Source organism: Fusibacillus kribbianus (assembly GCF_030053595.1).
Lineage (GTDB): Bacteria > Bacillota > Clostridia > Lachnospirales > Lachnospiraceae > Lientehia > Lientehia kribbiana.
This window is the reverse complement of sequence record NZ_JASGBQ010000018.1, coordinates 33,717-58,965: the sequence shown is the minus strand read 5'-3', so window position 1 is coordinate 58,965 and position 25,249 is coordinate 33,717. Positions and strand designations below refer to the sequence as shown.

The following is a 25,249-nucleotide window of genomic DNA, read 5'->3' as shown; positions in this document are numbered from 1 at the left end:
CTGACGCATAGTATAATTAGTACTGGTATTGTTATTTAGTAGCATAATTAATTATACCAAAAAATCGCTCAGACCTCACGGTCTGGGCGATTTTTCTGTCAGGGGAGTTTTTTTACAGCCCCCAAACATTCCTGTTTTGCTCGGCTCGTAGCTGAATTACATCATTCCCATTCCGGGATTGCCTGCAGGCATTGCAGGTGTATCTTCTTTGATGTTTGCCACTACGGATTCTGTGGTCAGAAGGGTTGCAGCTACGCTGGTTGCGTTCTGCAGAGCGCTTCTGGTAACCTTTGCAGGATCTACGATTCCGGCAGGGATCATCTCAACATATTCTTCCTTGTAAGCATCGAAGCCATGACCAACCTCAGACTCTTTTACCTTGTTCACGATTACGGAGCCATCCAGACCTGCATTCACAGCGATGCGGAACAGAGGAGCCTCCAGAGCCTTCAGAACGATCTTGGCACCGGTCTTCTCGTCTCCCTCAAGGCCTTCTACCATCTTGACAACTTCCTTAGCTGCATGGATGTAAGCAGAACCACCGCCTGCGATGATACCCTCTTCCACAGCTGCCTTGGTAGCAGCCAGGGCATCTTCCATACGAAGCTTTGCTTCCTTCATCTCGGTCTCGGTAGCTGCACCTACACGGATCACTGCTACGCCGCCGGACAGCTTAGCAAGACGCTCCTGAAGCTTCTCTCTGTCGAAATCGGAGGTTGTCTCTTCGATCTGAGCCTTGATCTGGCCGATTCTTGCCTGAATGTCCTCAGTTCTTCCTTCGCCGTCCACAATGATCGTGCTTTCCTTCTGAACCTTAACAGATTTTGCACGGCCAAGCTGAGCGATGGTTGCCTCCTTGAGATCAAGGCCAACTTCATCGGAGATTACAGTGCCGCCGGTCAGGATAGCGATATCCTTGAGCATTTCCTTTCTTCTGTCACCGTAGCCGGGAGCCTTAACGCCTACTACGCTGAAGGTTCCGCGCAGCTTGTTGACGATCAGGGTAGTCAGTGCCTCGCCTTCGATATCCTCAGCAATGATGAGAAGCTTTGCACCGCTCTGTACGATCTGCTCCAGAAGAGGAAGAATCTCCTGAATGTTGCTGATCTTCTTATCTGTGATCAGAATGTAGGGATTGTCAAGCTCTGCACACATTTTCTCCATATCTGTGCACATATAAGCGGAAATATATCCTCTGTCGAACTGCATACCTTCTACCAGGTCCAGCTCAGTCTTCATGGTCTTGGATTCCTCAATGGTAATAACGCCATCCTTGGAAACCTTCTCCATAGCGTCTGCTACCATCTCACCTACTGCATCGTCGCTGGCAGAAATGGCTGCAACTCTTGCAATCTGATTCTTTCCGGTGATGGGCTCGCTCATGGATGCAATTGCTGCAACAGCTGCATCAGTAGCCTTCTTCATGCCCTTTCTTAACACGATGGGATTTGCACCTGCTGCCAGGTTCTTAACGCCCTCATGTACCATAGCCTGAGCCAGAACAGTTGCAGTGGTGGTGCCGTCGCCTGCCACATCATTTGTCTTGGAAGCAACTTCCTTGATGAGCTGAGCGCCCATATTCTCAAAAGGATCCTCCAGCTCAATTTCCTTTGCGATGGTCACGCCATCATTGGTGATCAGGGGAGTTCCGAAGGATTTATCCAGAACAACGTTTCTTCCTTTCGGTCCAAGGGTCACACGAACTGTATCTGCCAGCTTATTTACACCGGCCTCCAATGCTGCTCTTGCGTCAGCACCAAATTTAATTTCCTTTGCCATAGCTAATCAATCTCCTTTTATTATAGTTATTTCACGATCGCCAGAATATCATTCTGCTTAACAACGATATACTCCTCACCGTCAAGCTTCACTTCAGTTCCTGCATATTTGGAATAAATAACTGCGTCGCCGACAGCCACTTCCATCTTCACTTCCTCAGTTCCGGGGCCAACAGCCACAACCTCTGCCTGCTGGGGTTTTTCCTTTGCTGCACCGGGAAGAACGATTCCGGACTTTGTAGTTTCTTCTGCTTCAACCTGTTTTAATACGACTCTGTCGCCTAAAGGTACTAATTTCATTTTTATTCCTCCTATTCAATTATTAGCACTCACTCCATTCGAGTGCTAACTGACTGTTACTATATTATATAATTTGATTATAAAATGCAACGTCGTTTTCGCCTCTAATTTTCTGTATTTTTCTATATTATTTCATATTATCTCTGTTTTTCTCGTCAATACTTGTTTTTTCTATATTTTTTCATTTTCGTAAAAATATCCCTTTTCATATTTTTAAAAAAGGATTACAATAATACCAGATTATTTCGGTAAAGAAAGGAGTTTTTATATGTGCAAGGGTAAAAACATTCTCGGAAAGCTTTTGGCCGTGTCTGCTCTCGCAGGAGGTGCTATACTCCTTATTTCAAAATTAAAAAAGGAAAAAAAGGATACCTATTCTGAGGACTGCTTCTGTGATGATGACTGCAGTGAATGCGATGAATCTGACTGCTGCGACAACGCCTCCAGAAATTATGTACCTCTCTCCCATGGTCAGGAAGAGGCTGTTTCTGAAGAGAAAGAAGAAGCGTCCGTAGCGGAAGAATCCGAACCGGCGGAGGAGTGCTGCTGTGACGATTCCGACTGCTGCTGTGAATGTGACGATGCCGAGGAAACCGAGGCAGACAGTACTGTTTCCGAGGAGAAAGCTGACGAATAAGCGGCTTTACAGGGCAGTTCAGAACGATCCAATGTTAAATTCAAGATGGGACAGAAGCGATCCGGCTTCTGTCCCGATTTATTATCTGAAATGAAATTTTATTATCTCAGGAAGGCAGGAAAACCAAAGGCCTTTGCCAAAAGAGCTGCTCCCTCCTTGATCTCTCTGCGCTCCAGACTGGCATAACCGAGAAGCACAGTCCCGGCCCTCTCATCATTTCCCTTCCTGATTCTTTCCTTCTCCCCAATGTCGAATTCAGAAAGTCCATAAACCCGCACTCCAACAGACTCTGCCCTGGAAACCAGCTCTTTCTCCGCAAGCCCCCGCCGGCTGGTCAGAAGAAGGTGAATGCCGGCATGCTCCCCGCTGACAGAAAACTCCTCTGAAAGTAGGGAAAGTGCAGCCAGAAGCTCATCGTGCTTCGCTTTGTAGATTCCTCGCATTCTGTTTAAATGTCGCTCATAATAACCGCCGCTCAAAAATTCCGCCAGAATCCTCTGATCGATTCTGGAAACCGTAGAGGCGTAAAAGCTGCAGGTCTTCTCATAGATTTCCAGAAGCGACTGCGGCAGCATCATGTAGCTGACTCGAATGGCAGGTGCGATGGCCCGGGAAAAGGTTCCCAGATAAATCACCCGTCCCTTGGCATCGGCACTCTGCAGAGAAGGAATGGGCTTGCCCCGGTAACGGAATTCACTGTCGTAATCGTCTTCAATGATATACCGGTCCTCCCGGACTGCTGCCCAGGAAAGAAGCTCCATTCTTCTCCGGATGGGCATGACGATCCCCATGGGAAACTGATGGGACGGCATCACATAGGCGATGTCTGCCCCGGAAGCGTTCAGCTTTCGGACCTGCATCCCGCTCCCATCCATTTCCACCGGAACGACCTGATGTCCCAAACGCTCAAAGACCCGGTAGGCCTGTCGGTAGGTCGGCGTCTCCATGGCAATGACCTGACTGCCCAGAATCTGATGCAGGAGCATCAGCAGATATTCATTTCCTGCTCCCACGATCAGCTGCTCCGGGCGGCAGATCACACCTCTCGCTCCGTACAGATAGGTACAAATGGCTTTTCTCAGTTCATAATCCCCTTTATTTTCCCCTGCCGAAAAGAGTTCCCGATTATCGTCATTCAAAATGCTTTTTGAGAGCTTTCTCCAGATTCCGTAGGGGAAGCTCTCCAGATCAATTCCCCGGGGAGAAAAATCAACCAGCCACGGTTTCTTTTTTTCGCTCACCTCCGGCTGCAGCTGTTTCTTGTCAGGCTGCAGGTCAAACAGCGTTTCCAGCTCCGCCACATAATATCCCCGACAAGGCTCCGACTCCAGATATCCCTCTGCCAGAAGCTGATCATAGGCCAGCTGAGTCGTGCTTCTGCTGACCCCCAGATGTTCCGCCAGCTTCCTGGTGGAAGGAAGTCTCGTCCCTGCCAAAAGACGCTTCTCCTTGATCTGGTTCCTGATATATGCATAGATCTGTTCATAAAGGGGCTCAGCCCCGTTGAGAGGGATCGTCAGTTCATACATATTCCTTTCCTTCCATATAAGAAGAAATCCATGCTGCTGCCAGAAGCTCATGGCCTTTTTCAGTCAAATGGATTCCGTCAACCGTCAGCTCATCCAGAGAATACCGCCGGCCCAGAGCCTGAAAATAATCGCTCAACGGAAGAAAGCCGGTTTCGTATGTTTTTGCCAATCGGCGCAATTCGTTCCGGAAGGCACCTAAAGGTTTTTCCCAGGCCGCATATTCCAGCGGCTTCGGAAACACAAATGGCTCCATCAGGATCACGGCAGCACCGTTCTTCTCCTTTATGACCTGAAGAATGGTCTCAAGACAGCGGCCGTAACCCTCCGCACCATAACCGCCCGCTCCTCCGATGTGCATGTACAGATCATTGATTCCCACTAAAAGAGTCACCACATCCGGCTTAAGCTTCAGGCAGTCCTCCTCCAGATGAGCTTTGACCTGAAATGCTGTGAATCCGTTGTTTCCCCTGTTAAAAATCCGAACAGGCTCTTTTACCTGTCCGGATTCCTGAAACCAGTCATAAATCATCCTGACAAAACCGAAGCCCAGCCCTTCCGGCCGTTCGTCCCAAAGCCGGTCGCAGTCTGTAATACTGTCGCCAATGAATACCAAACGTTTCATTTGTGATACGGCTCCCCATGCTGTATTTTAAAGCTCCTGTAAATCTGTTCCAGCAGAATGACCCGCATCAGCTGATGGGGAAATGTCATTCTGGAAAAGCTGAGCGCCTCGTCCGCCCGCTTTAAAACGGCCTCCGAAAGCCCCAGAGAGCCGCCGATGACGAAAGCAATATCGCTGATTCCCTGCAGTCCCAGAGTATTCAGCCGCCCGGAAAGCTCCTCCGAGCTTCGGGCCTTTCCCTCAATGGCCAGGGCAATGACGTACATATTGTCCTTTATATGAGAAAGAAGGCGTTCGCCTTCCTTCTCCTTGATCTTTCGCTCCATGGCCTCCCCGGCACCATCCGGCGTTTTCTCATCGGCCACCTCAACGATCTCCAGCCTGCAGTAACGAGAAAGCCGTTTGGCATATTCCGAAACAGCATCTGTATAAAACCGTTCCTTTATTTTTCCCACTGCCAGAACTGTGATCTTCATGCTTTATCCTTAATTGCCCCGTGAAGCTCCTGAAGGGATCTCACCTGGCCGTTTCCATGTTCCTTGATGAACCGGATCCCATTGATGGTCGCCTTGGCTGCAGCCATGGTAGTCACATAGGGAACCTTCTTTTTGATGGCTGCCTTTCTCAGATAGCTGTCATCCATCTTCCGTTCCTTTTCTACCGGCGTATTGACGATAACATCGATTTTTCCGTTGGTGATCAGATCCAGCATGTTGGGACGGCCTTCCTGCAGCTTATTGATCATCTCGACCTCAAGTCCTGCCTCCCGAAGCAGTGCGCAGGTATTTCTGGATGCAATGATCTTAAAGCCTGCAGCGGCAAATTCCTTTGCCACCTCTACTGCCTCCGGCTTATCCTTGTCACTGACACTGATTAACACGGTTCCTCCCAACGGAAGCCTGGTCTGTGTTGCTTCCTGAGCCTTGTAGAACGCTTCGCCCCAGGATTCGGAAAGCCCCAGAACCTCTCCGGTGGAACGCATTTCAGGTCCCAGAACAGGATCCACCTCCTGGAACATATTGAAGGGGAACACCGCCTCCTTCACCCCATAATAAGGAATATCCTGTTCCTTCAGAGCCGGAACCGGTGACGGTCTGCCTGTCAGCTCGGAAGTCACAATGTCAATGGCCAGCGGCACCATCCGGATGTTGCACACCTTGGACACAAGCGGCACGGTTCTGGATGCTCTCGGATTGGCCTCCAGCACATAGACCTTGCCGTTCTCAATGGCATACTGCATATTCATAAGGCCCTTGACATGCATTTCCTCAGCGATCCTTCTGGTATATTCCTTAATGGTATTTACATTGTCCTCAGACAGATGTCTCGACGGAATGATGCAGGCAGAGTCTCCGGAATGAACGCCTGCCAGCTCAATATGCTCCATAACTGCCGGCACAAAGGCATGGCTTCCGTCGCTGATGGCATCGGCCTCACATTCGGTTGCATGAACCAGGAACCGGTCAATGAGGATCGGTCTGTCGGGAGTAACGCCCACCGCCGCATTCATATAGCCGACCATACTCTGGGCATCATAAACCACCTCCATGCCGCGTCCGCCAAGGACGTAGGAGGGGCGAACCATGACCGGATAACCGATCCTGTCCGCGATACTTAAGGCTTCATCCACATTGACTGCCATTCCGGATTCCGGCATGGGGATCTCAAGCTTATCCATCATAGCGCGGAACTGATCTCTGTCCTCTGCCAGATCGATAACTGCGGGAGCTGTTCCCAGGATCTTCACACCGTTCTTCTCCAGATCGGCTGCCAGATTCAGAGGCGTCTGTCCGCCAAACTGGGCAATAACGCCAACCGGCTTCTCTTTCTTGTAAATACTGAGTACATCCTCCAGAGTAAGAGGCTCAAAGTAAAGCTTATCGGAGGTGTCATAATCTGTGGACACAGTCTCAGGATTGCAGTTTACGATGATCGTCTCAAAGCCCAGCTTTTTAAGGGCCAGAGAAGCATGCACGCAGCAGTAATCGAACTCAATACCCTGACCGATCCGGTTGGGGCCGCCGCCAAGGATCATAACCTTGGGCTTATCGGAATTCACCGGATTCTTATCCTCTGCATTGTAGGTGGAATAATAGTAGGCATTGTCCTGCGTACCGCTCACATGGACACCCTCCCAGGCCTCCTCAACTCCGAGGGCAATTCTCCTCTCCCGGATGTCCGCCTCGCTCACATCGAGGATCTGGCTTAAATATTTATCGGAGAACCCATTCTTTTTGGCGGAAATCAGCGCTTCATCAGAAGGAAGCTGCCCCTTGAAAGCCATAAGCGCTTCTTCTTCCTCCACAAGCTCCTTCATCTGCTGTATAAAATAGGTCTTCACCTTTGTGATCTCATAGATTTCCTCCACAGAAGCTCCCTTGCGCAGAGCCTCATACATGAGGAAATGGCGCTCGCTGGATGCATGGGCAAGAAGTCTTAAAAGCTCTTCCTTCGATTTCTCACCGAAATCCTTCACATGACCGAGTCCGTAACGGCCCGTCTCCAGGCTTCGGATGGCCTTCTGGAAAGCTTCCTTATAGGTTTTGCCGATACTCATCACCTCGCCCACCGCGCGCATCTGAGTACCCAGCTTGTCCTCTACTCCCTTGAATTTTTCAAAGGCCCAGCGGGCAAATTTGATCACCACATAATCGCCGTCCGGCACATATTTATCTAGAGTTCCGTATTTTCCGCAGGGAATATCCTCCAGAGTCAGTCCTGCAGCCAGAAGGGCTGACACAAAGGCGATGGGGAAACCGGTAGCCTTGGACGCCAGCGCGGAAGAACGGGAGGTTCTGGGATTGATCTCGATGATCACATCCCGATCTGTTTTGGGATCATGGGCCCACTGCACATTGGTCCCGCCGATCACCTCGATGGATTCCACAATTCTATAGGATTTTTCCTGAAGGCGCTTCTGCACCTCCTCAGAAATGGTAAGCATGGGCGCAGCGCAGAAGGAATCGCCTGTGTGTACACCGAGAGGATCAATATTTTCAATGAAGCAGACCGTGATCATATTGTTTTTGGCATCGCGGACCACCTCAAGCTCCAGCTCCTCCCAGCCAAGGATCGACTCTTCCACCAGAACCTGGCCGACAAGGCTTGCCTGCAGACCTCTCGCACAGACCGTCTTTAACTCATCCACATTATAAACCAGGCCGCCGCCGGCGCCGCCCATGGTATAGGCAGGACGGAGCACCACCGGATACCCCAGCTTATCTGCGATCGCCAGTGCCTCATCCACCGAATAGGCCACCTCACTTCTTGCCATTTCGATCCCCAGCTTTTCCATGGCATGCTTGAATTCGATCCGGTCCTCCCCCCGCTCAATGGCATCCACCTGAACACCAATGACCTGCACATGGTACTTATCCAGAATTCCCGCCTTGGCAAGCTCCGAGCACAAATTCAGACCGGACTGTCCTCCCAGATTGGGAAGCAGCGCGTCAGGTCTTTCTTTTGCAATGATCTGCTCCAGCCGCTCCACGTTGAGCGGTTCTATATAGGTAACGTCTGCAATCTCCGGATCCGTCATAATTGTGGCGGGATTGGAATTCACCAGAACAATCTCGTAGCCCAGCTTCCGAAGAGCCTTACACGCCTGCGTACCGGAATAGTCGAATTCACACGCCTGCCCGATAATAATAGGGCCGGAGCCGATAATCAATACCTTATGAATATCCTTTCTCTGAGACATTAGTTTTCCCTCTGCTTTCTCACGTTATAATATTGGAACCAGCGTAATAGACAACATAACTGAACACTGACTCTGCCGTTTATCATTATACCTAAAAAGAAGCAGGTCCGCAACCAGAATCCGACAAGATATTCGGTTTCCATGCAATATAAATATTGCCAAGGATAACTGATTATAATATAATGTAGACTAGCAGTGAAAACCATACAGAAAGGTTTTGAAATATATGAGTTTGCAAAATGATGACAAAAAAGAAACCATGAGTATTCTCATTTCCGACGAATCCGACCGGATCTCCCGGATCCTTGAATTTTTAACCTATTCCGGCGTTGATGCCGAAAAAAAATTCGACGAGGAGTCCGATATTTATCAGCTTTCCGTGCCGGACAGCCAGTATGACAAAGCCACCGCTCTTCTTAAGATCTACATGGAGCAGGAGCCGGACGAACCGGAGGAGGAGCCCGAGCCGGAGCTGACCGGATCTTACGGAAGCTTTGTCGGAAGTGAAGAAAAGTATAAGGATACCTCTTCCTCCGCTTTCGCTTTCCTGACTGTAGGCGCTCTGGTGATCGTTGTCCTCATACTCTGCGCATTTCATATCCTGCCCTTCCCTCTCACCCTGGGAGAACAGCCCATTATGTTTGCGGCCCTTGCACTGATCTCTGTCGTTTTTCTCATCATCGGCCTTCTCTCTTTAAAAAAGGCCAATGCCTACAAGGCCCATATCAAGACAGAAGCGGACCTGGAGAAAACAGCCATTGACTGGTTTTTAAAAACCTATACAGCCAAAGAGCTTGATCATACCATCGAAGCCAGCGAAGGCACTTTGCCCCGCGCCGAGGTCCTCTGTCTCAAGCGCCTTTCCCTGATCCGCGATTATCTTCTGCGGGAATTCTCTTCCCTGACGGAAAACCATGCGGACAGTCTCAGCGAGATCATTTACCAGAAATTATTTGAAGAATAAAAAACAGGCGGCTTCCCGGCCGGGCAATTGATGTGATATGCCCCCTGGAATGCCGCCTTTTCTATTATTTGTTGTTTTCATTTAAATGATATTCTGCCATTTTCCGGTAAAGAGTCGCCCGCCCGATGCCCAGCATTCTGGCGATCTCCACCTTACTGTAGCCGGAATTCAAAAGCTTTTCGATCTTCTCTTTTTCCATCTCACTGATGGCTGAAACCGTATCGTTTCCGTTATGGAAAATGCCCATTGCCGCAAGATCCTTTTCTGTCACCTGCCCATCCCCGCTTCTCACGATCCGTTCCAGAACCTTATCGATCTCGTTGGGATTCTTTTCCCAGGACCTGTTTAAAAGCCTCAGCTTCACTCCCTTGCTCAGGTAAACAGAAGGTTTTCCATATCTGGCTTTATAGAATTCCAATCCGGAATCCAGCATGGCAGCCAGCCTTGTCCGGTCACATTGAACCGGCGACAGCTGAATCTTATTATCCGCCAGCCGGTAATAAAGCTCCTCCAGGAAAAAGCCCTGTTCCGACATCTCTTTCAAATCTCTGGTGGTGGTGAAAACGATTCGCACATCACTCTTTATCACCTCGGAATTGTCAAGAATGATCTCCTTTGTTTTCATAAAATCCAGCAGTCTTTCCTGAAGATACAGGGGCAGATTTTCCACGTCATGAAAGAGGAGTGTCCCGTGATTCGCTCTCTGGATCTCACCGAACCGGCTGAACAGGAACTGCTCAAAGAACTCCCGGTAAATATTATTGCAGAAAACGCTCACCATGCCCATGGCGCTTCTGTCCGAATAATTGCACACTCCCTTGGCGGCAATCTCATTCAGGCTGAGGTCAGGGCCCTCGATCAAAACGGGAGCATCCGTCACGGCAAGGCTTTTGGCCCTGTCGATGACCTCCTCGTTGAGGAGCCATCCACGGCACCATTCCAACGTAACCATGGAACCGTCACCGGCCGCGCTTGCATCCGCCCAGATGTTGCTGACGGAGCGAAAGCTGAACACAAGACGCTTCGCGTCCACACAGGCCGAGAGCTCCCGGCAGGAAAGAAATCCATAGAACTGACGCTTCCCATGCTCCAGAGAAATCTTCAGATTCCGGATCGCCGTCCTGTTCTGGAGATACTCCCGCAAAATACGGTGAGGAAGCAGTGCAAGAAGGTTTTCTCCTCTAAGATTCTCATGAAAGCCAAACATGGAAACAAAGGCCTGATTATAATACAGAACGACTCCGCTCTTATCTGTACAGACAACGCCCTCTTCAAGGCAGTCCAGAACCTGCTCCCGCTCCAGTCCCATCTGCCTGGCCGCCGTATACTCGTCATTGTAGTTTAACATGCCGGAAAGAAGCTCTGCCATGTTTTCAAGAAAACTGACTGCACGGCAGCCCTCCCGGAAGGTCTCCGCGATCCGGTGTCCGGGAAGCACCAGGGCGATGACTCCCACCGCCCTGGTCTCATGAAAGATCGGTACGCCGATGAGACCTGCAATCTGGCATTCCTCATAAGCCGGACACCGCCTGCAGGGCTCATAGCTCTTCCGATCCTTGATTATAATATTTTTCTGGCCAAGCAGCACCTGACCGACCACACAGTTTATATCCACCGGCGAATACAGACGGAAATAGAACCCGGTTTTCCCGATCACATTGAGATTATTGTCCACAATCAGCACATCGGCATCCATGGTCTTCGCAATGGCCTCTGCAAACTGCTGCACCGAATCCTGAATCGTTTCCAGAAGTGTCTGGCTCACCGGCATCAATTCTCGTCCCATTTCATCGCTCCGCTTCTATATAACAGGTATAGTTTTACAGCTTCTCCTTTACACAATCCATCAGAGTTTCAATCTGATAGGACATGGTAACAGCACCGGGATCCAGGTGGCCTACCCCCTTATCGGTCTGATATGTCGCACGGCCTCTTACAGCCTCCATGGCCTTTGTGCTCTCCGCACCATCAATGGCAGCCTGTTTCACCTTCTCAACCGTCTCAGCCTCAGATACGCCGTCTGCAATGCATGCCTTATAGCATTCTACTGCAGGATGAAGGCTGTCGATCATGGTCTTCCAGCCGGGCTGAGCATTGCCTCTGGACATGATAGCATCCAGCATGGCTGCGAGCACACCGCAGAGACCTTCGTTGTCGATGGTTTCCTTATCCTTCAGAGTCTTGGCAGCTGCCAGATAAGCACTGCCGTAAAGAACACCTGAGGAACCGCCGATCACGGACATCATGGTCTTGCCGATCTGCTTGAAAAGCTCAAACAGATTCATGGTTTCCAGAGAATCAGCCAGCTCATTGAGCTTTCCGAAGCCGCTGTTGATATTGGCCCAATGATCGCCGTCACCGGTAGCTGCATCCAGCTCTGTGATGTAATCACCGCTCTCGTGAATCTTCACATATGCTTTTTTCAGATATTCCACATAATCCTTGCTTGTCAGTTCAAAACCCATGGTAATCTCCTCCTCTTATCTCTTTCCTAATTAAACGCGGAATGCAGGTGCCTCGCTTGGAGCATCCAGAAGCTCCTTCAGCTCGTCATCGAGCTTCATAAGCGTCAGAGAGCAGCCGGCCATCTCAAGGGCGGTCATGTAGTTGCCGACAAAGGTCTTGTAGATCCTGATGCCTTTTTCTGCCAGGTAAGCCTGCACATCACCATTCAGGATGTAAAGCTCCATCAGAGGAGTTGAACCCAGACCGTTCACCATCAGTGCCACTTCAGCGCCTTCCATCTCAATACCGGAAGCCTTGTAATCATCCAGGATCTTATCCAGAAGGATCTTTGCAATCTCCTTGGATTCCTTGATCTCGCTCTTCTCGATACCGGGCTCGCCATGGATACCCATACCTACTTCCATCTCATTCTCGCCAAGAACAAATCCGGGCTTTCCTACTGCAGGAATGGTGCATGCGCTCATGGACATACCCATGCTTCTCAGATTCTTGATAGCCTTTTCAGCAGCAGCCTTTACCTCGGGAAGGGAAGCGCCTGCCTCAGCCTTTGCACCTGCGATCTTATGTACGAATACGGTACCGGCAATTCCACGGCGTCCGGTGGAATAGGTGCTGTCCTCAACGGCAACGTCATCCTTCACAACTACCCAGTCAACCTCAATGTCGTCCATCTCAGCCAACTCAGCAGCCATGGTAAAGTTCATATTATCACCGGAATAATTCTTAATAACAAGCAGAACGCCCTTGCCGCCGTTTGCCTGATTGATACCTTCCTGAATTCTCTCGGGATCGGGAGAGGAAAATACGTTTCCTGATACTGCTGCATCCAGCATACCTTTGCCGACATAACCTGCATGTGCGGGCTCATGTCCGCTTCCGCCACCGGATACGATACCGACTTTCTCACTCTTCTCTCTTCTGGAGATAACGCCAAGGCCCTCACTGTGGATCACTGCAGGATTGGCCATCGCCAGTCCGTGAAGCATCTCCTCTACTACGTTTTCCGGTTTGTTGATGATTTTTTTCAATGTTTTTCTCCTTTCTTTCCGCTACACCCTCCGCCATACAGCAGCACGGTTCTATTTGTATCATAATAATACATTCTAAATACGCTTTCATTATAACATATCATCGTATTTTCGCAATAGTATTTTCCTCTTCTTGTGAATTTTTCCAGATTATTTTTCATCCCCGCCAAAGAGGCCGTCAAATCTCACCATTGCAGATCTTTTCGTTTTTCGCATGTCTCATTATGATACATTTTAAAAAGTTCAATTTGCCTTCTTCAACATTCAAATCTCAGCTTTTCAGAATCTCAACCGTTTTCCATGCCTCCGCAGCATCTTTGCAATAGACCTTGATAAAAACATCATTCATCATAAAGGAAAAACTGCCTGTTTCCGTCAGCGCTTTTATGACCTGATCCTGCGTCAGTTCTGAGATATCGCCCATGCAGTCCTGTAAATCGTAGCAGTCAGGCTGCGCATCAATGCACCAATGGATCTCTGTCCAGCCTTCCATCCCATAGCAGCTGCCATCCTCCACCTGCTCCGGTGTGACTCCTTTATAATAATGTCCTTCAAAGGCGTACGGCTCACCATCCTTCAGCTGCAGATAATATTCGCCGAGGAAATAACCGATACCCTCAAAATCAGGGATCTGGCCGACAAAGGCATCGGGGTAGTCCTCAAGGCTGACATTGGTAATCTCCGATCCTTTATCCATCGGGAACATCTCAAAATCGATCGGGTGCTCCCATACCCAATCCAGAAGCTCCGCCATGGCACTGCAGCTGTCCCACCCGGATCCGGCGATCTGATACCATGCCGAGTCTTTCCGGAATGTGATCGTCTTGCTGCTCTTCTCATTCCCGTATGCTGTGATCCGGATCCCGTCCCGTTCTGTTACCGTTACAGAAGGCGGAATGATATTCCCGTCCTTATCCACCTCAACAGCAATACAGTCCTGAATCTGCTCCACCTCCTGATACCCGGCCGTGATGGACAGGTCGCTGTAGGATTCGCCGCGCTGATGCCAGGAGAAGGTCACGCTGTAAAGCGTTCCGTCCTCATTGTAGTGGGCGACGCAGAAAAAAAGAGGATGCTCCGGCATTTCCGGGATCACGCCTCCGGTCTCCATCCGGCTGCGTTCGTCCGAGAAGTACCGGGAAGCCGCATAAGCAATTTCGCTGTCAGCAATGGATTTCGACGAAGCCATATCCCCGCCGCCAGCATTGTACTTAAAATAATTTTCTGCCCGGAAGCTCTCTGACCACGTCAAAACAGGGGTTTTATCGTTTCCATGCGTCAGAAAAAGCATTGTCCCCATTGCCAGCAGGCACAGACAGGCAGCCGCAGCCACCCACCTTTTCCAAACAGTCCGCTTCTTTTTCCGGCGCAGGGCATCCACGCTCTGCACCATATCATCGTCGATCCTTCCCAAAGAATCGATCACTCTGTCTTTACTCATAAATCAAACCCCTCCTTTACGAGATATGCTTTCAGGCTCTGACGGGTGCGGTACAGCATACTCTTGGCCTTTGACTCACTCATGCCGCAGTATGCAGCCACATCCTTCAGAGGATCAAAGAAATAGTACCTGCCAATGAAGGTATTCCTCGCATCGTCCGGAAGTGTACGCAGAAAACGATTGATCGCTTCGCCCAGCATTTTGGCATCCAGCGCCTTCTCCGGTGTGTTACCATCTGAGAAGCAGTCTCCAAGCTCATCCAGGGAAATGGCATACTCTGAAGCATAGCGCTTTGCACTGTGCTTTTTGCGGAACACATCGATGGACAGCTGCCGCGTAATCTTTCCCAGATAGGTGGAAAGGACATCCGGTCTGTGTGTCGGCATGGAATTCCATGCTTTCAGATATGTATCATTGACACACTCACGACTGTCCTCAAAATCGGAGACAATATTGTATGCGATCTTCGACAGATATGCTCCATACTTCTGCTGCGTCTGGCAAATCGCGTCTTCGTTTCTGTCCCAGTACAAGGCAACGATCTCCGTATCCTTCACAGGCGTACCTCCCTTCCGGTTTGCTGTTTTACAGATTCCTTCCCTATATATCCCGTAAAAAAACGATTCAGGTTTTATGAACTATAAGATACTATCTATCATTCTCCTGCTTTCCATTTAAGCATACAGCAAATCGGACAGCATTTCTCGACTTTATTTACCTGAATGCAAAAGGACACGCCGCAGTTAAGGCGGCATGTCCGGGAAGATCACGTTTTTCCGACAAGTTACCGTTCCTCTCCATACCATTTCAGTATGCTGGCGAGGTTTTCCGGGCTGACATACTCCAAATAACAAATCCTGTAACCATTGCTTCACCTCCACGAATTCGGCCGCGGCTGCTGTCCATCCTACAATGTAACTATCAGATAATCATGATCAACAGCTCTCAAAAATCTGCCAAAAACATCTTCTGTTTTCAGCCACAGACTTGATGTGTTGATACATGGATGACACGCAAAATATTTCTCTTTGAGTATGTCCCTGTCCACGATCAGTTTTACATGGTTTTCGATATCATTCATAAGTCCCAGTACGCTCACAGATCCCGGCGTAATATCAAGATACTTCTCCATGAAACAGGGAGGCGCAAATGATAAGCTGGAGCTATTGATCTGATGTGATATTTCTTTTGTTTTAAATTTCTTATCTCCGAGAATTGCCAGCAGATAAAACTTCGTCTTCTGCGAATTACACAGGAACAGATTTTTACATATGACTGCCGGTTCAAGAATCTTATCGATTTCCGCACACGCTTCCATAGATTCTACGGCGTCATGGTCAACACGCTCATATTCGATCCCAAGGCTGTCAAGAAAATCATATGTTCTTATCCTTTTCCATGATGATCCCCCGATAATCGATCAGCAAAAAATGGAAAGCCCGGAGGGACGGGCCGTCGTCAGCCTTCTGTTTCCCTCTGAAAGATCGATTTCCTGTCAGCGCAGTATTCCTGACAGCATAGATGGATCAGCAGTTCCTCCACCGACGCGGCAAGGGCAAGCAGACAGACCACCGTAAAACAGCAGGTCCGCTATGCTGTCCAGCCTTGCACCGAACTCGCTGGCTGTCCCTGTCCTTCTTGCCAGCCAGCCATCCAGTGCATCTGTCAATCCCGTAATCGTGTAAATTATAAGAAACCAGGTATAGTCCAGAGAAAGAAACAACAGAACAAGAGAAGCGGCGATCCGCACAGATGTGATGGTATCAGCCGTATTCCATTGATGTGCCTGCGTTCTTTTCCCTTCCACCTTTCCTTCCGTTTCCGGTCGTAATTGTACCTGCATAATCAGCCTCCGTCAGTAATCCGCGCCTGATCTCCCCGCTCCAGTTCAGCGCCGTAGCGGAAGATGAGGGATGCCATGATCAGAACGATGCCCGTACCCACGCTGAGGAGATTACTGATGTCGCCGCTTCTCTCCACGCCCAGGAAAACCGTAATAACAGCTACAATTACAATAGCCACGATGGGCATATAGATACAGCGAATGCCCAGTCTCCTGAGCTGTGCTGCTCCGTTTTCCGTAAAAGGAGTCCCCTCCGCCTGCTCGGTTTTTAAATACCGATAAGCAAAAGTCAACAGAATAGATTCTGTAACCAGAAATACCATATTGGAAAGCAGCTCAGCCATCGCCCCATTGAAAGTGGCACCTCCAAAGTTTAACTTGATCTCCTCACCGAATATACTGAAAACCTTCCCTCCGCTATGCCATGCTAAAGCACACAAAGCACCTACGGCACAAAACGACGCGCCAACGATGCAGAAAACAGTTGCAATTTTCGTGAGAATCTGAAAAACCCGAAAGGTCTTCTGAATAGTATTCAAAGATTTCATCACCTCCCCCCCAAGCTGAATATTGATTTTTCTGTTTCAAACCGGATCTCAAAAGCATCACCCTGAGTTGTCTTAATCTCCGTCCTCCAAAATCCTGCCGTCCGCCGTGACAGTCAGATACATTTTTTCCATGTCAACGTCAAAAGAAAATTCACCTGACGCCACCACATTTCCCTGCGCATCTTTTACGGTGATGGTAAAGTTCACCGGAACGTCCAGGGCATCCTTGGCAACCTGCATGATATCGTTATCCATAAAGATGTATTCTCCGCTTTCCATGGCCGTATTGTCCGCATTGACCACTCCACCGCCGCCGGAATCGTAAGACATGGAAACGGAATATACATCGTTTCGTTCCAACTTCACATACACGCCATACTGCTCCGACTGACTGAGAAAGCCTGACCCGGCCTTCCAGATGGACGTTTCATAAAGTCTGGTTTTCAGAATCACCTCGTTGACCTCTCCCTCGACCGGGATCGTGATGTCAAAGTCTCCTGTCTCAAAAAAGCCGAACACGGCACTGAACCGAAACCCTACATAGAGCGTTCCATCCCGTTCTTCGCTGTAATATCCGCAAAATCCTTCAGGAAAAGAGCCCGGAAAGAACCCTGTGATACGAACGTTTTTGTCATTCACCTCCACAGAGGTAATTCCTGCGCTCTGGCAGGAACGGAATCCGCCCAGCTTCCACCCATAACGTCCGGCAAGAAACACTGCCGTCAAAATTACCGCAATGACCAGCAGCACAATCAATGTTCTCTTCAATAATTTCACACGGAATCCCGCCCAGCGTTTTCTCCTTCTATTTTACAAAATGGCCGCCTTCGCATATAGGCAGTTTTTATATCCATATGTGTCTGTTTTATAGGTGCTTTTCCACCAGCAGGTCCTCAAACTCAAATTTTCACTCCTGCAAGGGCCAGAAATTTTTTATCCGATTGTATTCCCTGCGTCACGAACTTCCCATCCCGAAACAACGCATATGTCGTGACGGGAGCAGGTACATTCTGTGCAGAATCCCTGTCGGTAATATGGATCGCCTTAAAACGGATATTATGTTCTCTGGCCGCCGCTTCCACTCTCGGTACCCAATAGTATGTAAAAGGACACTGATCGGTGTAATAAAGAAGAAATCCCTCTTCCTCCACTTTGGGGTACCTGGCACATTCCTTGAACTTTGGCGGTTTTGCATCCAGGTCAAAGGGCAGATACATGAGCGTGATCCCGTTTGCTGAGGTGTCCGCAACGGAAAAGCCTTTATGAACCAGGTATCCCGGATCGGAAAGAAACTCTTTTTTCCTCTTTTCAGAAGAAAGAATACAAAGCCCCTTCCGTCCCTTCTCTTTCGCATCACGAATACACTCATCCAGCAGATCACTGGAATAACCATGTCCCTTCATAGAGCCGGAGACCCACAGGCAATTGATATAGATGTATCCCTCTGCACAGATCGGCATCCACGCGTTCTCCGCCGGAATATATTCAATAAAGCACTTACCCCTTTCTTCGCTCCTGTAAAAGACAAGGCCTTCCTCAAACCGTTTCCTGAGCCATTCCTTTTTTACAATGCTCTGCTTGTTGGACATGGCACAGCAAATATGCTCTTTATCAATATTTTCCTTCGTAATTCTCAAATAGTTCATCCTGTTTATTCCTCCTCCCTGTGTTTCCACTCTTTCAACTGACAGATTCTGAAGCATCCTTTATTATATAATAGATGTCCTATCGTTCGGTAGTCAATAGATAGAACAGGAATCGTCACGTTATTTTCCGTTTTGGACGATCATGTTATAAGCCCATAAAACAAGCACCGGCTCTACATCATCCCATGTACCAGCCGGTGCTTCACTTAACATATCGTATCATACATCCCTCTTATTTACTTGTATTTGTCGATCAGATTATTCTCTCATAATATGCTTCCAGAAACTCTTCGATCTTCTTCCATACGTTCTTCATAAACATTCCTCCGTTTCTTTAACCAGATAAACTTCCGGAAATTCTGCCATGATTGCTTTATTTACGTGCGCATTCTTTGTAGTACTCTTCCAGAAACATCTCTAATTTCTTCAACATAGCTTTGTCCTCCTTATTATTTATTGTGGAAAATTTGTATTTCCTTTTGATGGTTTAACTATACCACCAGGAGGGACAATAGTAAAATACATATATGATCACAGTTTCAATACCTGTAAAGTATTAATATGCTCTTTCAGGGACATCTTTTACAACATGGATCATCTTTTACGAAAGAACATTTCCCCCGAAGGCGCAGAACACGCAGCTAAATGTCTGAAGGCGCTTACAAGTGTTGCTCTGAACCGAGAAGATCCTCGGGCATTGTCGATGAGCAGTCAGTCCCGGATATGTAATTTCTGTTCTATTTTCTGCTGCTGAATTCATATGCTCCATTTTTTCTGTGTTGGACAGAGGATTCGTGGAGGATGATTTTATGTTCAGAGCAATTCGTAAAAAGAAAAATGAAATCACGGTAGACGCTGCAAAAGCGCTGCTTCGTTGTTCCCGCCGCGGTATTCTGGCTGTTAATGGTAATGACGGTTATCCCTATGTCATTCCGATCAATTATCTTTATGATGAAGCTTCAAATAAAATTATTTTTCATGGTGCGAAAGCAGGCTATAAGGTGGATTGCCTGAAAGCATGTGACAAGATCTGCTTTTTCAACTACCGCACTTGGCGGCGTTTTTAAGAACGTTTTTAAGAATACATTTTTCAATTCTCTGACACTCTTCATCAAAATCTGTAAGGGCCGGACTGATGCTGTGCCTCTCCTCTCATTGCTTCCAGGGCCGTTTTTTCCCATGCCAGCCGTTCTTTTCCCAATAGCCGTAATCCGGTTCCATTGGCGGCTGGAAATGTTTTTGGGCAAAACGCATCAGATAAAACCACTTCTTTGCCCGGATATTGCTGCCGTTTCTTCCTGCATTTTCTTTGATCCGACGGGACAGTCGATCTGTTTTTCTATGAATGCTGTTCAGGATCCTGCCCGGTATCTCATCAGGCTTTACTGCCTGCACGCCTAAGCCCAGTTTATACACCTTACGGATGCCCCACATTTCCAGACTGTCTGCCATATCCTGTACAGTGCTTTTCATCCCGCCGCCTGCAGCAGTTGCTACGACAACTGCCTGCTTTCTGCTCATTTCCGGCAATGGTCTGTGAACCATCCACCAGGTTCCAAAATGATCCAGGAAGCTCATCATAGGACCTGCAGCGTGGTAAACATAAACCGGACTGTCAAGAATCAGCAGATCCGCTTCCAGCATGGCCGCAATCAGCGGTTCCAGTTCCCTGTAATGGGGACAGTTGCTAAGATCCGTTTTGAAGCAGGTATAGCAGCCGAGACAGGGCTTATTAAAATCCCGCGGCAGGAAAAATTCCCGAATTTCCCCTCCCACTTTATTGGCAAGTTCTCTTGCTACCATGCAGGTATTTCCTTCATGATTCTGTCCGTGGATCATAGTAATTTTCATTTTCTCATCCCTCACTCTGGTACATATTATTCTGAATATCTGAGATCACTCTCAATTTGCACTTATATTCTATAAGAGTATTCCGGCATTTTATAGGTTGTTTTTTCACCTATATGTGTTCGTTTTATAGATACTATGTTTTATATCTGCTAATGTGTGTGCGTAATTTTTGTGCGTGCGATAAACAAGATGCTCCCCTCTGAACAGGCATTTTATGGAATACTTGCCGCTCAGAAGGGAGCATCTTGTTGAATTATCTTCTTTATAAATAACCATCCGGATCAGAATCCATTGCCGGTCAAACAAATATCACAGGTGTTTCTGGAAATTACCGGATATCCGGCATCCTTCGTTAAATACTACAAAGGCATGCTCATCCTCCTCCCGTACCAGCCGCCTCAAAATCGTCGCTTCATACTTGGAGAGCACAGAATAAATAATGGTAACATCTTTTTCCGTATATCCACCTACACCATCCCAGATCGTAGCACTTCTGTTTAATTCACGAATGATACGGTCACATATCTGCTTTCCGTCAGTCTTTGTAAAGATCATCGCCTGAACGGTGATGCTCTGGGTATGTACTTTGTCCACGATCATTGCTGAAAATACCGCATAAATGATACAATAAACAGCTACCGACACATCGAACAGGAAAATACAGACTCCATAAATCACCGCATTGATCAGCATGGAAAGCTTTCCGACACTGAACCCTTTGCTTTTCTTTGCCAGATATACTCCCAGAATATCGAGGCCGCCGCCGCTGCCGCCTGCCTGCAGCGTCAGTCCTCCGCCTGCTCCACAGATGATTCCGCCAATCAGCGTACAGGTAAGCCGGTCTTCAATAATTGGAGTTTTAGGCACCGGAATGATACTCAGGAATAACGTAACACAAATGACATTGATTCCGGTTTTAATAAGGAAGCGTTTTCCGATGCTCTTCATCGCCAGAATGAAAAGCGGAAGGTTCAGAAGGAAGTATAATACGGCACTGATATTGATATTCCCCGGGTCGATCTGCAGTTTATCTACCAGCACCGATTGGGTTATCTGGCTGATGCCCATAATGCCGCTGGCATAAAATCCCATGGAGGATACAAAAGTATTCATTCCAAAAGAATAAATAAGGGCGCCCACCACACACATAAAATAGCGCATCCACCGATTTTCCTGCATATATTCTTCTACATTTTTCATTACTTTTCCCTCAGTTTTCCCTCTTTCACAAAGCCGTTACTGTTCCTTCACCAGAAGTTTTTCTATCTCTACAATATACATGGTATGCCAGTTTCCATTGGGATACCAGAGTTTATCGATCTCCTGCTCCAAAAGAAAAGAGGCACTCATCGGCTGCGCATATAGCTTGCGACACAGAAAAGCAATCTCAGAATCCGAAAAATAAGGAACACCCTCCTCTTCTGAAAGAACAAGTCCTGATTTTGCAATTTTATCTTCATCCCGTCCCGAAACACTGCCAAAATAGGACAAGAGTTTCCTGTGACAGTCATTCAGCACCGAAACGGACAGCCGATCTCCGGCATCCACAAATTCCTTTGTATAGCGGGAATCTCGAATCACAAGATACGCCACCGGCTTTCCCCACATCACTCCTACACCGCCCCAGGAAGCAGTCATAGTATTAACTTTATCTCCTTTTTTTGTCGTTATCAGCAACCAATCCTTTCCGATCATCTGAAAAGGATTTCTTGTAAGCTCTTCTGGTTTTATCTGCTTCATTATGCAGCCTCCTTTAATCTTCTTACTGGAATCATAACACAGGAATCCTGGAAGTACAACACCTCCAAATAACTGTATCCTAAAATTTTACTTTATATACAGAAGACACCCCCACACAAAACGAATACCATTTTGTATGGGGATGCCCTCTTCAAAGTCATCAGAGTATTTTAAGGAAAATAATGTCAAATTATTTGTCAAACTCAAAAAGGGTGCTACACAACTAAATCACTTAGTTATAAAGCACCCATGTTGAACAAACATACTATATCAATACTATAAGATGATTGCTGTTCAGCCACATTTCTTTAATTCAAATTCTCTGTCATCATTACTGAAGCTTTCCGTCCTTCATCACGCATACACCGTCAATGATACAGGTCGGACATTTCATGATCAGGTCAATATGAACCGGGGTATTGCAGGTGCCACCATAAGCAAGATTGTTACCAATACCGATATGCATGGTACCCATAACTCCCTCATCCTCCAGCATACGACCGCTTAATTTTCCGGCAGGGTTCAAACCAAATCCAACCTCTGCCGCATTGTATACGCGGGGATCATTAAAACCTGCCAGGGTTTCTCTGAGCACATCAGCCTCTTTTCCGCCTTCAATGGAAGTAATATAACCTTTTTCCACCTTAAGAGTGATCGGTGTTTCAATGAGTCCGATACCGGGAAGCGGAATACTTCCGTCAATAACCAATACACCCTCTGCGGAATTGTCAGCAGGACCGACGGCACACTCGGCATCGGGCGGTGAGGAAGCCTCTCCTTTTTCTCTGGAGACACCGTAACCTGTATCGGCATGACGCCCTTCAATGGATGTATGGAAATTCGTTCCTGCAGGCGTTGTAATAGAAAGCTCCTTGCCCACAATTCTTGTTTTTAAATCATCTACAATTTTACGGATCTCACCCCAATCTGTAAACAGACAGCCCTCCTCCAGCATTTCCATGGAATAGTCAGCCATATTCACAAAACGGGAGCCGGCTTCACACGCCTCAATTCTTGCACTGCTGTTATACAGAGAGAATGTGGTTGCAGAAAACATCACATCCGACTCCTTCATTGCTGCCGCGATCGCATCGGTAGGTGCTTCGCCGTGGGTAGAACGATCAGGCATGCAGACTAAAGTGGTATCGGTAAATGCTGCTGCACATTTATACATCGCTTCTCCGATTTCTTTGCTCGTATTATCCGTAATTACAAGGACACGTTCTCCCTTTTTTACCTCACCGCAGGTGTGGAGGAGAATTTCGCAGCCCTTCATTGCTTTTTCGCTCATAAAGCCTCCTTTTCGAGGCCTTCTTTCAGCCTCTAATTATTATAGTTTCTGTAATTTGCATTGGTAAGGCGGTTAGCACTGTTTTCCACATGATGTTTCACCGTCTCATATACCAGATCTTCATCTTTTTGTTCCAATGCCTGTACAATTTCTAAATGCTCTTTCGTTGCGACAACGATGATTTCCTTCTTTGCTTCTGCATTGTCATATTCTGCAGCCCACCGAAGCCGCAGCGAATGAGCTTTCATGTTCTGCAGCGTTGACTTTAAAAACCGGTTATCAAGATAATCCACCAGCATCTCATGGACTTCAAGGTCAGAGCTTATATACTGTTCCATATCCTCCGGATTATCAAGGACCCAGGATACATTCTTTTTGGCCTCCTGAATCTTTTTATCAGGTATACTCAAGGTGGACAGTTTTGCCGCATATGGCTCCAAAAGCGCCCTCATTTCCCAGATATAACGGATATCTTCCTTTTTAACCTCTGCAACAAGAGCACCTTTCCTTGGAACGATCGTCGTAAACCCATCACGCTCCAGCATATTCAGGGCCTCACGGATCGGGGCTCTGCTGATATTCATCTCCGTAGAAAGGTCTTCTTCACGAAGACGGACACCCGGCTTTAATTCCCCGTGAATAATCCGCTCTTTTAAATTATCGTACACCAGCTGTTTCAGTGATGGATTCGCCCCAAAGTTTGACGTTGCCATATGATGTCACCCCCGACCAAAATTTAAATTCTACTTTTGTTTTTATCACAAATTGGCAGGGTTGTCAAATTTTAGCAATAGTTCAAAAAAATCTTTCTTCTTTATTATTTGCCCGACATTCTCGCTGCCTTAATTTTTTTCTTTTTTCTGCGTAAAGTCTTATCAGAAAGCATATCCCATTGAGCACTCAGCATCTTCTTGATTTCCTTCGGTTTCTTTCCAAAAAGAGAAACAATACCATCAGGAAGGAACGCCAGTGTCAATATTACGATCACTCCGTATAAGATCATACGAAGCTGATCTGTGGAACGAAGGAGTTCCGGAAGGAAAGTCAGAAGGATCGCACCAATGATTCCTCCCTCCAGACTGTAAAGACCGCCAACGATAGCCATAGATACAAGGATCAGAGACGGCTGCCAGCGGAACTGTTCCGGGCTTAAATATCCGATAAAGGGTCCATAGAGAACGCCGGCCAGACCAGCAATGGAGGTTGCAATGACAAACGCCACCATCTTATACTTTCTTGTATTGATTCCGATGGACTGAGCTGCTTCCTCAGATTCTCTGATGGAAATGAAGAAACGACCGAACTTCACCTTAACAATTCGTTTTAATGCAATGTATACAATGATCAGAATTGCCATACAAAGGAAGAAATACGGCTGAAGCCCTGTGAAATCAATGGGACCTATTGTCGGAGCCTTAATACCGGAGATACCGAAAGGTCCGTTTGTCAGCCATACCATATTTAAAAGAAGCACATAAATAATCTCACCAAAGGTCTGAGTCACAAGAGCCAGGTAGGAACCGCCTTTAAGCTTCAGGGTTGGAATAGAAAGAACCCAGCCAAACAGACCTGAGATCACCATAGCTACAGGAATCGTCAGCCAGAAATTCAGTCCCGCCTTTGTCATCAGAATCGCTGAAGTATAAGCACCGATTCCCATGAATGCCGACTGCCCTAAGTGGAGCTGTTTTGCATATCCGGAAATAATTACGATTCCCATTACCGCAATGGCATTGATCAGAGCATTGATGCCTACAAATACAAAATAGCTGTTAAAGGAAAGATAAATCACCAGGGCCAGCAGAATGACCATTACGATATATTTTCCATACTTTTTTATCATATTCATGTCGTTCTCCTTCCCT

Annotated in this window: 25 protein-coding genes; 3 read left to right on the top strand and 22 right to left on the bottom strand. The window is 47.6% G+C overall.

All coding sequences use genetic code 11. The features are described 5' to 3' along the window. Window positions 1–156: 156 nt before the first annotated feature. Complete coding sequence (groL, locus tag QJ036_RS09960) at window positions 157–1,779, bottom strand: chaperonin GroEL (protein ID WP_283231239.1); 1,623 nt, start codon at window positions 1,777–1,779, stop codon at window positions 157–159. A gap of 26 nt (window positions 1,780–1,805) precedes the next feature. Beyond that, on the bottom strand, window positions 1,806–2,078 hold the full coding sequence (locus QJ036_RS09955) for a co-chaperone GroES (RefSeq protein ID WP_283231238.1): 273 nt from the start codon (window positions 2,076–2,078) through the stop codon (window positions 1,806–1,808). Window positions 2,079–2,346: 268 nt separating this feature from the next. Here QJ036_RS09955 and QJ036_RS09950 point away from each other — a divergent pair, with 268 nt between their 5' ends. After that, window positions 2,347–2,715, top strand: coding sequence for a hypothetical protein (locus tag QJ036_RS09950; protein ID WP_283231237.1), 369 nt, complete (start codon window positions 2,347–2,349; stop codon window positions 2,713–2,715). Between the two features lie 101 nt (window positions 2,716–2,816). Here QJ036_RS09950 and pdxR read toward each other — a convergent pair whose 3' ends face one another. Genes pdxR through carB form a run of 4 tightly spaced genes read right to left on the bottom strand, consistent with a single transcriptional unit; the run spans window position 2,817 to window position 8,566 of the window. Further along, a complete protein-coding gene (pdxR, locus tag QJ036_RS09945; RefSeq protein WP_283231236.1) occupies window positions 2,817–4,244 on the bottom strand; it encodes a MocR-like pyridoxine biosynthesis transcription factor PdxR in 1,428 nt (475 codons plus the stop codon). Continuing rightward, complete coding sequence (locus QJ036_RS09940) at window positions 4,237–4,866, bottom strand: SGNH/GDSL hydrolase family protein (RefSeq protein WP_283231235.1); 630 nt, start codon at window positions 4,864–4,866, stop codon at window positions 4,237–4,239. Before QJ036_RS09940 ends, pdxR begins: the two co-directional genes overlap by 8 nt. Beyond that, a complete protein-coding gene (rlmH, locus tag QJ036_RS09935; protein ID WP_283231234.1) occupies window positions 4,863–5,342 on the bottom strand; it encodes a 23S rRNA (pseudouridine(1915)-N(3))-methyltransferase RlmH in 480 nt (159 codons plus the stop codon). Before rlmH ends, QJ036_RS09940 begins: the two co-directional genes overlap by 4 nt. Beyond that, window positions 5,339–8,566 (bottom strand): carbamoyl-phosphate synthase large subunit, encoded by a 3,228-nt coding sequence (gene carB / locus QJ036_RS09930; protein ID WP_283231233.1) that lies wholly within the window; start codon window positions 8,564–8,566, stop codon window positions 5,339–5,341. The genes rlmH and carB overlap by 4 nt, the downstream gene beginning before the upstream one ends. A 226-nt stretch (window positions 8,567–8,792) precedes the next feature. On the opposite strand from carB, the gene QJ036_RS09925 reads away from it, so the two are divergent. Further along, complete coding sequence (locus QJ036_RS09925) at window positions 8,793–9,530, top strand: hypothetical protein (protein ID WP_283231232.1); 738 nt, start codon at window positions 8,793–8,795, stop codon at window positions 9,528–9,530. A 64-nt stretch (window positions 9,531–9,594) separates the two neighbouring features. Here QJ036_RS09925 and QJ036_RS09920 read toward each other — a convergent pair whose 3' ends face one another. From QJ036_RS09920 to QJ036_RS09875, 10 genes are all read right to left on the bottom strand, one after another. After that, on the bottom strand, window positions 9,595–11,316 hold the full coding sequence (locus QJ036_RS09920; RefSeq protein ID WP_283231231.1) for a sigma 54-interacting transcriptional regulator: 1,722 nt from the start codon (window positions 11,314–11,316) through the stop codon (window positions 9,595–9,597). A 34-nt stretch (window positions 11,317–11,350) separates the two neighbouring features. Then, on the bottom strand, window positions 11,351–11,995 hold the full coding sequence (dhaL, locus tag QJ036_RS09915) for a dihydroxyacetone kinase subunit DhaL (RefSeq protein ID WP_283231230.1): 645 nt from the start codon (window positions 11,993–11,995) through the stop codon (window positions 11,351–11,353). A 30-nt stretch (window positions 11,996–12,025) separates the two neighbouring features. Then, window positions 12,026–13,024, bottom strand: a complete 999-nt coding sequence (gene dhaK / locus QJ036_RS09910) for a dihydroxyacetone kinase subunit DhaK (protein ID WP_283231229.1) — start codon at window positions 13,022–13,024, stop codon at window positions 12,026–12,028. A gap of 271 nt (window positions 13,025–13,295) precedes the next feature. Further along, on the bottom strand, window positions 13,296–14,465 hold the full coding sequence (locus QJ036_RS09905; protein WP_283231228.1) for a hypothetical protein: 1,170 nt from the start codon (window positions 14,463–14,465) through the stop codon (window positions 13,296–13,298). Next, window positions 14,462–15,022: an RNA polymerase sigma factor gene (locus tag QJ036_RS09900; protein WP_283231227.1), complete on the bottom strand. Its 561-nt coding sequence runs from the start codon at window positions 15,020–15,022 to the stop codon at window positions 14,462–14,464. Before QJ036_RS09900 ends, QJ036_RS09905 begins: the two co-directional genes overlap by 4 nt. A gap of 350 nt (window positions 15,023–15,372) precedes the next feature. Beyond that, a complete protein-coding gene (locus tag QJ036_RS09895; RefSeq protein WP_283231240.1) occupies window positions 15,373–15,882 on the bottom strand; it encodes a prolyl-tRNA synthetase associated domain-containing protein in 510 nt (169 codons plus the stop codon). Between the two features lie 78 nt (window positions 15,883–15,960). Further along, window positions 15,961–16,308, bottom strand: coding sequence for a CDP-alcohol phosphatidyltransferase family protein (locus tag QJ036_RS09890; RefSeq protein WP_283231226.1), 348 nt, complete (start codon window positions 16,306–16,308; stop codon window positions 15,961–15,963). A gap of 2 nt (window positions 16,309–16,310) precedes the next feature. Next, a complete protein-coding gene (locus QJ036_RS09885) occupies window positions 16,311–16,856 on the bottom strand; it encodes a hypothetical protein (protein WP_283231225.1) in 546 nt (181 codons plus the stop codon). 72 nt (window positions 16,857–16,928) lie between these two features. Next, window positions 16,929–17,633, bottom strand: a complete 705-nt coding sequence (locus QJ036_RS09880) for a hypothetical protein (RefSeq protein ID WP_283231224.1) — start codon at window positions 17,631–17,633, stop codon at window positions 16,929–16,931. A 122-nt stretch (window positions 17,634–17,755) separates the two neighbouring features. After that, the gene (locus QJ036_RS09875; protein ID WP_283231223.1) at window positions 17,756–18,502 is read right to left on the bottom strand and encodes an N-acetyltransferase; all 747 of its coding nucleotides are present in this window, start codon (window positions 18,500–18,502) and stop codon (window positions 17,756–17,758) included. An 809-nt stretch (window positions 18,503–19,311) separates the two neighbouring features. Here QJ036_RS09875 and QJ036_RS09870 point away from each other — a divergent pair. Further along, window positions 19,312–19,569 (top strand): pyridoxamine 5'-phosphate oxidase family protein, encoded by a 258-nt coding sequence (locus QJ036_RS09870; protein ID WP_283231222.1) that lies wholly within the window; start codon window positions 19,312–19,314, stop codon window positions 19,567–19,569. An 85-nt stretch (window positions 19,570–19,654) separates the two neighbouring features. Here the strand turns inward: QJ036_RS09870 and QJ036_RS09865 are convergent, their stop codons facing one another. The 6 genes from QJ036_RS09865 to QJ036_RS09840 form a co-directional block, all read right to left on the bottom strand. After that, entirely contained in the window at window positions 19,655–20,353 is a 699-nt protein-coding gene (locus QJ036_RS09865) for a flavodoxin family protein (RefSeq protein ID WP_283231221.1), read from the bottom strand. 309 nt (window positions 20,354–20,662) lie between these two features. Continuing rightward, window positions 20,663–21,553, bottom strand: a complete 891-nt coding sequence (locus QJ036_RS09860) for a YitT family protein (protein ID WP_283231220.1) — start codon at window positions 21,551–21,553, stop codon at window positions 20,663–20,665. Between the two features lie 36 nt (window positions 21,554–21,589). Beyond that, window positions 21,590–22,093 carry a flavin reductase family protein gene (locus QJ036_RS09855; RefSeq protein WP_283231219.1) on the bottom strand — a complete coding sequence of 168 codons (504 nt, stop codon included), beginning with the start codon at window positions 22,091–22,093 and terminating at the stop codon, window positions 21,590–21,592. A gap of 331 nt (window positions 22,094–22,424) precedes the next feature. Then, window positions 22,425–23,384, bottom strand: coding sequence for an aminopeptidase (locus QJ036_RS09850; protein WP_283231218.1), 960 nt, complete (start codon window positions 23,382–23,384; stop codon window positions 22,425–22,427). A gap of 32 nt (window positions 23,385–23,416) precedes the next feature. Beyond that, on the bottom strand, window positions 23,417–24,097 hold the full coding sequence (locus QJ036_RS09845; protein ID WP_283231217.1) for a GntR family transcriptional regulator: 681 nt from the start codon (window positions 24,095–24,097) through the stop codon (window positions 23,417–23,419). A gap of 104 nt (window positions 24,098–24,201) precedes the next feature. Further along, window positions 24,202–25,233, bottom strand: a complete 1,032-nt coding sequence (locus QJ036_RS09840) for a branched-chain amino acid ABC transporter permease (RefSeq protein ID WP_283231216.1) — start codon at window positions 25,231–25,233, stop codon at window positions 24,202–24,204. Between the last annotated feature and the right edge of the window lie 16 nt (window positions 25,234–25,249).

What these genes read in the sequence shown, in the direction of transcription:
- QJ036_RS09870 (WP_283231222.1), top strand. Translation starts at nt 19,312, where the DNA reads ATGTTCAGAGCAATTCGTAAAAAGAAAAATGAAATCACGGTAGACGCT.
- QJ036_RS09840 (WP_283231216.1), bottom strand. Translation starts at nt 25,233, where the DNA reads ATGAATATGATAAAAAAGTATGGAAAATATATCGTAATGGTCATTCTG.
- pdxR (WP_283231236.1), bottom strand. Translation starts at nt 4,244, where the DNA reads ATGTATGAACTGACGATCCCTCTCAACGGGGCTGAGCCCCTTTATGAA.
- carB (WP_283231233.1), bottom strand. Translation starts at nt 8,566, where the DNA reads ATGTCTCAGAGAAAGGATATTCATAAGGTATTGATTATCGGCTCCGGC.
- QJ036_RS09855 (WP_283231219.1), bottom strand. Translation starts at nt 22,093, where the DNA reads ATGAAGCAGATAAAACCAGAAGAGCTTACAAGAAATCCTTTTCAGATG.
- QJ036_RS09860 (WP_283231220.1), bottom strand. Translation starts at nt 21,553, where the DNA reads ATGAAAAATGTAGAAGAATATATGCAGGAAAATCGGTGGATGCGCTAT.
- QJ036_RS09955 (WP_283231238.1), bottom strand. Translation starts at nt 2,078, where the DNA reads ATGAAATTAGTACCTTTAGGCGACAGAGTCGTATTAAAACAGGTTGAA.
- dhaL (WP_283231230.1), bottom strand. Translation starts at nt 11,995, where the DNA reads ATGGGTTTTGAACTGACAAGCAAGGATTATGTGGAATATCTGAAAAAA.
- QJ036_RS09850 (WP_283231218.1), bottom strand. Translation starts at nt 23,384, where the DNA reads ATGAGCGAAAAAGCAATGAAGGGCTGCGAAATTCTCCTCCACACCTGC.
- QJ036_RS09920 (WP_283231231.1), bottom strand. Translation starts at nt 11,316, where the DNA reads ATGGGACGAGAATTGATGCCGGTGAGCCAGACACTTCTGGAAACGATT.
- QJ036_RS09925 (WP_283231232.1), top strand. Translation starts at nt 8,793, where the DNA reads ATGAGTTTGCAAAATGATGACAAAAAAGAAACCATGAGTATTCTCATT.
- QJ036_RS09905 (WP_283231228.1), bottom strand. Translation starts at nt 14,465, where the DNA reads ATGAGTAAAGACAGAGTGATCGATTCTTTGGGAAGGATCGACGATGAT.
- rlmH (WP_283231234.1), bottom strand. Translation starts at nt 5,342, where the DNA reads ATGAAGATCACAGTTCTGGCAGTGGGAAAAATAAAGGAACGGTTTTAT.
- QJ036_RS09940 (WP_283231235.1), bottom strand. Translation starts at nt 4,866, where the DNA reads ATGAAACGTTTGGTATTCATTGGCGACAGTATTACAGACTGCGACCGG.
- QJ036_RS09890 (WP_283231226.1), bottom strand. Translation starts at nt 16,308, where the DNA reads ATGCAGGTACAATTACGACCGGAAACGGAAGGAAAGGTGGAAGGGAAA.
- QJ036_RS09865 (WP_283231221.1), bottom strand. Translation starts at nt 20,353, where the DNA reads ATGAAAATTACTATGATCCACGGACAGAATCATGAAGGAAATACCTGC.
- QJ036_RS09885 (WP_283231225.1), bottom strand. Translation starts at nt 16,856, where the DNA reads ATGAAATCTTTGAATACTATTCAGAAGACCTTTCGGGTTTTTCAGATT.
- QJ036_RS09845 (WP_283231217.1), bottom strand. Translation starts at nt 24,097, where the DNA reads ATGGCAACGTCAAACTTTGGGGCGAATCCATCACTGAAACAGCTGGTG.
- QJ036_RS09950 (WP_283231237.1), top strand. Translation starts at nt 2,347, where the DNA reads ATGTGCAAGGGTAAAAACATTCTCGGAAAGCTTTTGGCCGTGTCTGCT.
- groL (WP_283231239.1), bottom strand. Translation starts at nt 1,779, where the DNA reads ATGGCAAAGGAAATTAAATTTGGTGCTGACGCAAGAGCAGCATTGGAG.
- QJ036_RS09875 (WP_283231223.1), bottom strand. Translation starts at nt 18,502, where the DNA reads ATGAACTATTTGAGAATTACGAAGGAAAATATTGATAAAGAGCATATT.